General features: G+C 70.5%; 8 protein-coding genes. 7 read left to right on the top strand and 1 reads right to left on the bottom strand.

Going from position 1 to position 7,716, the window contains the following annotated elements:
• The 6 genes from infB to NON00_RS22545 all read left to right on the top strand — a co-directional run.
• Window positions 1–2,087, top strand: a 2,087-nt coding sequence (gene infB, locus NON00_RS22570; protein ID WP_256025027.1) for a translation initiation factor IF-2, incomplete at its 5' end; no start/stop codon positions are given.
• A gap of 135 nt (window positions 2,088–2,222) precedes the next feature.
• Window positions 2,223–2,657, top strand: a complete 435-nt coding sequence (gene rbfA, locus NON00_RS22565; protein ID WP_256025026.1) for a 30S ribosome-binding factor RbfA — start codon at window positions 2,223–2,225, stop codon at window positions 2,655–2,657.
• A gap of 35 nt (window positions 2,658–2,692) precedes the next feature.
• Window positions 2,693–3,046 carry an acyl-CoA thioesterase gene (locus NON00_RS22560; RefSeq protein WP_256025029.1) on the top strand — a complete coding sequence of 118 codons (354 nt, stop codon included), beginning with the start codon at window positions 2,693–2,695 and terminating at the stop codon, window positions 3,044–3,046.
• A gap of 203 nt (window positions 3,047–3,249) precedes the next feature.
• Complete coding sequence (gene truB, locus NON00_RS22555) at window positions 3,250–4,239, top strand: tRNA pseudouridine(55) synthase TruB (RefSeq protein ID WP_256025025.1); 990 nt, start codon at window positions 3,250–3,252, stop codon at window positions 4,237–4,239.
• Between the two features lie 12 nt (window positions 4,240–4,251).
• Window positions 4,252–4,521, top strand: a complete 270-nt coding sequence (gene rpsO / locus NON00_RS22550; protein ID WP_256025024.1) for a 30S ribosomal protein S15 — start codon at window positions 4,252–4,254, stop codon at window positions 4,519–4,521.
• A 74-nt stretch (window positions 4,522–4,595) separates the two neighbouring features.
• The gene (locus NON00_RS22545; RefSeq protein WP_256025023.1) at window positions 4,596–5,207 is read left to right on the top strand and encodes a hypothetical protein; all 612 of its coding nucleotides are present in this window, start codon (window positions 4,596–4,598) and stop codon (window positions 5,205–5,207) included.
• Window positions 5,208–5,337: 130 nt separating this feature from the next.
• On the opposite strand, the gene NON00_RS22540 is transcribed toward NON00_RS22545, so the two are convergent.
• The gene (locus tag NON00_RS22540; RefSeq protein WP_256025022.1) at window positions 5,338–6,270 is read right to left on the bottom strand and encodes an ornithine cyclodeaminase family protein; all 933 of its coding nucleotides are present in this window, start codon (window positions 6,268–6,270) and stop codon (window positions 5,338–5,340) included.
• Between the two features lie 300 nt (window positions 6,271–6,570).
• On the opposite strand from NON00_RS22540, the gene NON00_RS22535 reads away from it, so the two are divergent.
• Complete coding sequence (locus tag NON00_RS22535; protein ID WP_256025020.1) at window positions 6,571–7,626, top strand: amino acid ABC transporter substrate-binding protein; 1,056 nt, start codon at window positions 6,571–6,573, stop codon at window positions 7,624–7,626.
• The last annotated feature ends 90 nt before the right edge of the window (window positions 7,627–7,716 follow it).

Below are 7,716 nucleotides of genomic sequence, written 5' to 3'. Positions count from 1 at the left end.
GCGCCGCCCCCTCCGCGGCCCCCGGTGGCGCCCCCGGCGCCGCCCCCGGCGCGCGGCTCAGCCTGCGTGGCCGCGAGGGTGAGGAAGAGGACCGCCGTGGCCCCGCCCGGCGCCCCGGCGCCGCCGCCGCCCCGAAGAAGGCCGCCGCCCCCCCGGCGAAGAAGCCGGCCGTCGGCCTCGACCGCCGCCGCGACGGCAAGATCGACGTCGCCGCCGCGCTGGAAGGCGAGGACGAGCGCAGCCGCTCCATGGCCTCCGTCCGCCGCGCCCGCGAGCGCGAGCGGCGCCAGCAGGAGCTGCAGCGCCTGCGCAATGACGGCGTGAAGGTCGTGCGCGACGTCGTGGTGCCGGAAGTCATCACCGTGCAGGAACTCGCCAACCGCATGGCCGCCCGTGGCGGCGAGGTGGTGAAGGCCCTGTTCCGCATGGGCGTGATGGCCACGCTGACCCAGACCATCGATGCCGATACGGCGGAGCTGGTGGTCAACGAGTTCGGCCACCGCGTGAAGCGCGTCTCCGAGGCGGATGTGGAGCTTGGCCTGGAAGGCATGCTCGACACCGAGGAGGACCTGCTGCCGCGCCCGCCGGTCGTCACCATCATGGGCCATGTCGACCACGGCAAGACCAGCCTGCTCGACGCCCTGCGCAAGACCGACGTGGCCGCGCGCGAGGCCGGTGGCATCACCCAGCATATCGGTGCCTATCAGGTGAGCCTGGCCGACGGGCAGAAGGTCACCTTCCTCGATACGCCGGGCCATGAGGCCTTCACCGCCATGCGCGCCCGCGGCGCGAGCGTGACCGACATGGTCGTGCTGGTGGTCGCCGCCGATGACGGCGTGATGCCGCAGACGGTGGAAGCCATCAACCACGCCAAGGCGGCCGGCGTCCCGATGATCGTGGCGGTCAACAAGATCGACAAGCCGGGCGTCAACCTCGACCGCGTGCGGCAGGAACTGCTCCAGCACGAGATCGTGGTGGAAAGCCTGGGCGGCGACACCATGGAGATCCAGGTCTCCGCGCTGAAGGGCACCAACCTCGACAAGCTGCTGGAAGGCATCCTGCTCCAGGCCGAGGTGCTGGACCTGCGCGCCAACCCCACCCGCGTGGCGGAAGGCGCCGTCATCGAGTCCAAGCTGGACAAGGGCCGGGGCCCGGTGGCCACCATCCTCGTCCAGAAGGGCACGCTGAAGCAGGGCGACATGGTCGTCGCCGGCGCCGAGTGGGGCCGCGTGCGCGCCATGCTCGACGACAAGGGCCGCCAGCTCAAGGAAGCCGGGCCGAGCCTGCCGGTCGAGATCCTCGGCCTCTCCGGCGTGCCGACCGCCGGCGAGACCTTCGTGGCCGTGGAGAATGAAAGCCGCGCCCGCGAGATCTCCGAGTACCGCCAGCGCGTCGCCCGCGAGAAGCAGGCCGCCGCCGCCGGCGCCGCCCGTGGCACGCTGGCCGACATGATGGCCCGCGTCGCCGCCGGCGCGCAGAAGGAAGTGGCCGTCGTCGTCAAGGCCGACGTCCAGGGCTCCGCCGAGGCCCTCGGCGTCACGCTGAACAAGCTCTCCCGCGAGGAGGTCAAGGTCCGCGTGCTGCACAGCGCGGTGGGCCAGATCACCGAGAGCGACATCCAGCTCGCCAAGGCGTCCAACGCCGTCGTCGTCGCCTTCAACGTCCGCGCCACGGCGCAGGCGCGCGAGATGGCGCAGCGCGATGGCGTGGATATCCGCTACTACTCCATCATCTACCAGGTGGCGGATGACGTGGAGGCGATGGTCCGCGGCAAGCTCGCCCCGGTCCAGCGCGAGAAGTTCCTGGGCTACGCGCAGATCCTCGAGGTCTTCGAGGTCAAGCGCGTTGGCAAGATCGCCGGCTGCCGCGTCACGGAAGGCGTGGTCAAGCGCGGCTGCGGCGTCCGCCTGCTGCGCGATGGCATCGTCATCCACCAGGGCGAGCTCTCCACCCTGCGTCGCTTCAAGGACGACGTGAAGGAAGTCACCAACGGTTACGAGTGCGGCATGTCCTTCGCCCATTACGACGACATCCGCATCGGCGACCAGATCGAGTGCTACGAGACCGAGACCGTCGCGGCGGTCTGAGGCTGAACCGGCCCGGGGGGACCCCTCCCCCGGGCCATCACTGTGTCTGTTGTTCAGGGCTGGCCCGCCCCGTGGCCGGCGCGCGCCGCGCGGCCCCCGAGGCCGGCGCGGCGCTGCTGTAAAGAGAATCCCCCCATGGCCAAGAAAACCGCCAACGCCGGCGCCCCCAGCCAGCGCATGCTCCGCGTCGCGGAGGAGGTGCGCCATGCCCTTTCGGCCGTCTTCCTGCGCGGCGAGTTCCATGACCCGGACCTCGCCGGGCGGCACATCACCGTCACCGAGGTGCGCGCCTCCCCGGACCTGAAGCACATGACCTGCTTCGTCTCCGCCCTCGGCAAGCCGGTGGCGAAGGAGGAGTTGCAGGGCCTGCGCCGCGTGCAGCCCTTCCTGCGCACCCAGGTGGCCCGCGCCGTGCGCCTGAAATTCGCCCCCGAACTCCATTTCCAGCCTGACACGGCGCTGGATTATGCGATGAAGATCGATGCGGTGATGCGCCGGCCGGAGGTCCAGCAGGACCTTGCCCCCCGCCCGGCAAGCGACGGCGCGCCGCAGGAGGACGAGGATTCGTGACCACCCCTGACACGGCGCCGCCTGACCAGGCGCCGATGATCCGCACCATCGCCATGCCGGCGGATACCAACCCGGCGGGCGATATCTTCGGCGGCTGGCTGATGGCGCAGATGGACCTCGCCGCCGGCAATGCCGCCACCCGCCACGCCCGCGGCCGCTGCGCCACCGTGGCGGTGGAGGCCATCACCTTCCATTCCCCTGTCCGCGTGGGGGATGAGGTCAGCCTCTATGCCGATATCCTCTCCACCGGGCGCACCTCCATGCGCATCCGCGTGCAGGCCTGGCGGCGCGAGCGCGACAATGATTACACCAACCGCGTGACCGAGGCCGTCTTCACCTTCGTCGCGCTCGACTCGACCGGCCGGCCCCGCCCGATCCCGGCGGGCTGACGCCCTCCGCCTGACAGCGGGGCTCCGCCCCCCTGGACCAAGTGATGCATCAGGGGGGCTCCGCCCCCCTGGACCCCCGGCCGGGGGGATAGTATCCCCCCGGACCCCGCCAGCAGATGGGAAGTCCAGAAACCTCAGGTTTCTGGCGGGAGAGCGCGAGAGGGCGGAGCCCTCTCGCCCAGACCGAGTAACGCAGGATTTTCATGGCACGCCCGCACCGCAAGCCGAAGGGCCGTCCGCTGGATGGCTGGCTGATCGTCGACAAGCCCTCCGGCATCGGCTCCACCGATGTGGTGAACAAGCTGAAGCGCGCCTTCAACGCGCAGAAGGTGGGGCATGGCGGCACGCTCGACCCGCTGGCCACCGGGGTGCTGCCCATCGCCTTCGGCGCCGCCACCAAGATGGTGCCCTACGTCATGGACGGCACCAAGACCTACCGCTTCACCCTGAAGTTCGGCGAGGCGCGCGACACCGACGACGCCGAGGGCCAGGTGATCGAGACCAGCGACGTCCGCCCGACGGACGAGCAGATCCGCGCCGCCCTGCCCGCCTTCCAGGGCGACATCATGCAGGTGCCGCCCATCTTCTCCGCCATCAAGATCAATGGCGCCCGCGCCTATGATCTGGCGCGGGACGGGCAGATCCCCGAAATGGCACCGCGCCCGGCGCGGGTGGACCATTTCGAGCTCGAGTCCCGCCCGGATGCGGACACCGCCGTCTTCACCGTGCAGTCGGGCAAGGGCGTCTATATGCGCTCCCTCGCGCGCGACATCGCGCGGGCGGTGGGCGCCGTCGGCCACATCACCGTGCTGCGGCGCATGCGCGTTGGCCCCTTCCTGGAAGAGAACGCGATTCCGCTGGACAAGCTGGTGGGAATGGAGGATACGCCGCCTCCTTCCCCGGACCTTCTGTTGCCTGTGACGACCGCGCTGGCCGACATCCCGGCTCTGGCCGTCACGGAAGCGGAGGCCGCACGCCTCTCCCACGGACAGACCCTTTCTGTGGTCGATTTCGCGGGGCGGATACCCGGCGACGCCAGCCCCGATGGTGGGCTTGTGCGGGCAATGGCGGGGGAGCGCCTGAAGGGACTGGTCCGACTGGAGTCCGGCCGCGTGCGGCCGGAACGCTGGCTCAGCCCGGGCGACAACACCCTCCTTCCCGTCCAGGCCCTGCCGGATGGGGAGACAGACTGAAAGGCACAGCCGATGTCGATCGATATTGAGCGCCGCGCGAAGCTCATCGCCGAATACGCCACGAAGCCCGGTGACACTGGCAGCCCGGAAGTGCAGGTCGCCCTGCTCTCCGACCGCATCGCCTCGCTGACCGAGCACCTGAAGGCCCACCCGAAGGACTTCCACAGCCGCCGTGGCCTGCTGGTCCTGGTCGGCCAGCGCCGTGGCCTGCTCGACTACGTGAAGCGCAAGAACCAGGGCCGCTACGAGTCCCTGATCGGCCGCCTCGGCCTGCGCCGCTGATCGCAGCGAAGCTCATCTGAAAAAGGGGAAGGCCGCGAGGTCTTCCCCTTTTTTATTGTGGCGGGAGCCTCCCCATGCACATCGCCTGCCTGCACACGGCGGAGAGCAACATCGCCGTCTTCGAGGCCGCCCTGGCGGAGATCGGCGCCGCGCGCGGCCGCGGCGCCCGGCTGCGCCATGCCGTCCACCCCGCCCTGCTGGCGGAGGCCGAGGCGGCGGGCGGGCTGACGCCGGAGATCGCCGCGCGCACCGCCACCCTGCTGCGCCAGATGGCGGCGGAGGGGGAGGCCGTGCTGCTAACCTGCTCCACCCTCGGGCCGGCGGCGGAGGGCACGGGCGCCCTGCGCGCCGATGCCGCCCTGGCGCGGCGGGCCGTGGCGGAAGGCGGCCAGGTGAGCGTGCTCTGCGCCGTGGCAACCACCCTGGCGCCGACGCGCGCCCTCTTCACCGCCGCCGCCGCCGCGACGGGGGCCGAGGTCACGGTGATCCTGGTGCCCGGCGCCTGGGACGCCTTCCGCGCCGGCGACCGGGAGGGCTACCTGGACCGCGTGGCCCGCGCCGCCGAGGCCGCGCCCGGCCGCGTGGCGCTGGCCCAGGCCTCCATGGCCGGGGCCGCCGGGCGGGTGCGCGGGGTGAGGCCGCTCACCAGCCCGGAGGTGGCGCTGGAAAGTGTATTGGGGTTTTAAAAAGTTCTTTTTTTGAAAAAAAAGAACCAAAAAACTTTTATCAGTTTGGCGTCCCGCTATGCCGGGAGACGGCGGCAGCCTGAAAAAATCTTTTTGCTTCTTTTTCTTTAGAAAAAGAAGATTCTAAAAATTAATTACTCTGATAAGCCAGGATCGCCGCCGCCAGATCCTCCCCGGCCCAGCCGACCGATTTGAACAGGGTGATCTCCTCCGCCGTGCGGCGCCCCGGATGCGCGCCCCGGCAAAGGTCGAAAAGATCACCCTGGAGATGCCCGGCGGTGATGGCGCCTTCCGCGATGGCCTGGACGATATCCCCCGCCTCCGCCAGCCCGCCGGCGCGGGTGTCGACGAAAACGCTGGCCCGCGCCACCAGGGCCGAATCGCTCTCCCGCATCTCGGGGCGGAAGGCGCCCACCAGATCCACATGCGTCCCCGGCGCCAGATCGGCACCGCGCAGCAGCGGGGTGGTGGAGAGGGTGGCGGCGGAAATGATATCCGCCCCGGCGGGGTCCGGCTCGGCCACGGCGCGGGCGGGCAGGCCGGCGGCGGCCAGGGTGGCGGCGAGCTTCGCCGCGCTCTCCCCCCGGCGGGACCAGATGCGGATGTCGTCCAGCGGGAAGCGCTCGGCATAGGCCTCGGCCAGGGCATGGGCGACCTTGCCGCTGCCCAGCAGCAGCAGGCGGCGGCTCTCCGGCCGGGCGAGATAACCGGCGGCGAGGACGCTGGCGGCGGCGGTGCGGCGGTCGGTCAGCGTGCCGCCATCGAGGATGGCGAGGGGCTGGCCGGATTCGCCATGCGAAAGCAGGTAGACCGAGTGGACGGCCTGTAGCCCGGGAGCCTTGGCGTTGGCCGGGTTCACATGCACAATTTTCACGCCGGTGTAGCGGTGTGCCTGCCAGGCGGGCATCAGCAGCAGGGAGCCTTCCGCTGCCTCCTTCTGCGGCAGGGGGTGGCGGTGGCGCAGCGGGGCGTCGCAGCCGTCGCGGAACATGGCCTGCAAGGCGGCGCGCAGGGCGGGCCAGGGCAGGCGGGCGGCGGTCTCGTCGCGATCCATCAGGCGCATGGTCAGGGGGCATCTCCGGCAAGCGATGCCGCCATCCTAGGCAGGCGGGGCGCCAAGGGAAGCCGGGGCGGGTTGCAAATCCTGGCACGTGGATTGCAAGGCGATACCGCCATTTTCCCCGAAAGCAGGGTGATGGCTTGTTAAGATTGCGCCCTTCCTCCCGCAACGCTAACGGGCATGCTGGGCGGGACCGGTGCGTCCGCGCATCGTGCCCCGCCCCGGTCCGTTGCCACGCACGGATCGCGGGAGGAGCCGCTGGTAACCAGCCGGTGGCCTGAATAAAGATTTGGGAGAGAGTTAATGAAGCCCATGCGGCTTGCCACCCTCCGCGCACTTGGCGCGGCCGCCCTGGTCGGTGCCCTGACTTCGGCCCCCGCCATGGCCCAGCAGCCCGCGCCGGCGCAGAACGCGGCGGCGACGATGGATGCCATCAAGGCCCGCGGCACGCTGAGCTGCGGCGTGAACACCGGCCTGGCCGGTTTCGCCCAGCCCGACAGCCAGGGCCGCTGGACCGGCTTTGATGTCGAGTATTGCCGCGCCCTGGCCGTGGCGCTGTTCAACGACGCGGGCAAGGTGCGCTACGTCCCGACCACGGCGCAGAACCGCTTCACGGCGCTGCAGTCGGGCGAGATCGACGTGCTGCCGCGCAACACGACGGCGACGCTCTCGCGCGATACCTCGCTCGGCCTCGATTTCCCGGCGATCAACTTCTATGACGGCCAGGGCTTCATGGTGAAGGCCAGCCTGGGCGTGAAGTCGGCCAAGGAACTGGACGGCGCCACCGTCTGCGTCCAGCCCGGCACCACGACCGAGCAGAACCTCTCCGACTGGGCGCGCGCCAGCAACATCAAGTTCACCCCGGTGGTGATCGAGCGGCAGGAAGAGCTGGTCTCCGCCTACCTCGCCGGCCGCTGCGACGCCTATACCACCGACGTCTCGGGCCTGGCCGCCACCCGCTCGGCCCAGCCCAGCCCGGCGGACCACATCATCCTGCCGGAAGTGATCAGCAAGGAGCCGCTTGGCCCGGCCGTGCGCCATGGTGACCAGCGCTGGGCCGACCTGGTGCGCTGGACCCACTACCTGCTGCTCGCCGCCGAGGAGTTCGGCATCACCTCCGCCAATGTCGAAAAGGCGGCGAATGATGACCAGCGGCCCGAGATTCAGCGTATGCTGGGCAAGACGGGCGGCCTCGGCGCCATGCTGGGCGTGGACAATGCCTGGGGCGTGCGCGTCATCAAGGCCGTCGGCAACTATGGCGAGGTCTTTGAGCGCCACCTGAAGCCGCTTGGCATCCAGCGCGGGCCGAACGCCCAGTGGACCCAGGGCGGCCTGCAGTACTCGCAGCCCTTCCGGTAAGACCGGAGGGTGACTGGCGGGGGCGGCCCCGCCCGCCCCCCCCCCCCCCCCCCCCACCCCCCCCACCCCCCCCCCCCCCCCCCCCCCCCC

It is taken from the genome of Roseomonas sp. GC11, from assembly GCF_024437745.1.
Classification (GTDB): Bacteria; Pseudomonadota; Alphaproteobacteria; order Acetobacterales; family Acetobacteraceae; genus Pseudoroseomonas.
Note: the sequence above shows the minus strand (reverse complement) of the source record. Positions and strands in the feature narration are given on the sequence as shown.

Coding starts and splice junctions, on each gene's coding strand:
- rbfA (WP_256025026.1), top strand. CDS start 2,223: ATGGCCAAGAAAACCGCCAACGCCGGCGCCCCCAGCCAGCGCATGCTC.
- NON00_RS22560 (WP_256025029.1), top strand. CDS start 2,693: ATGATCCGCACCATCGCCATGCCGGCGGATACCAACCCGGCGGGCGAT.
- truB (WP_256025025.1), top strand. CDS start 3,250: ATGGCACGCCCGCACCGCAAGCCGAAGGGCCGTCCGCTGGATGGCTGG.
- rpsO (WP_256025024.1), top strand. CDS start 4,252: ATGTCGATCGATATTGAGCGCCGCGCGAAGCTCATCGCCGAATACGCC.
- NON00_RS22545 (WP_256025023.1), top strand. CDS start 4,596: ATGCACATCGCCTGCCTGCACACGGCGGAGAGCAACATCGCCGTCTTC.
- NON00_RS22540 (WP_256025022.1), bottom strand. CDS start 6,270: ATGCGCCTGATGGATCGCGACGAGACCGCCGCCCGCCTGCCCTGGCCC.
- NON00_RS22535 (WP_256025020.1), top strand. CDS start 6,571: ATGAAGCCCATGCGGCTTGCCACCCTCCGCGCACTTGGCGCGGCCGCC.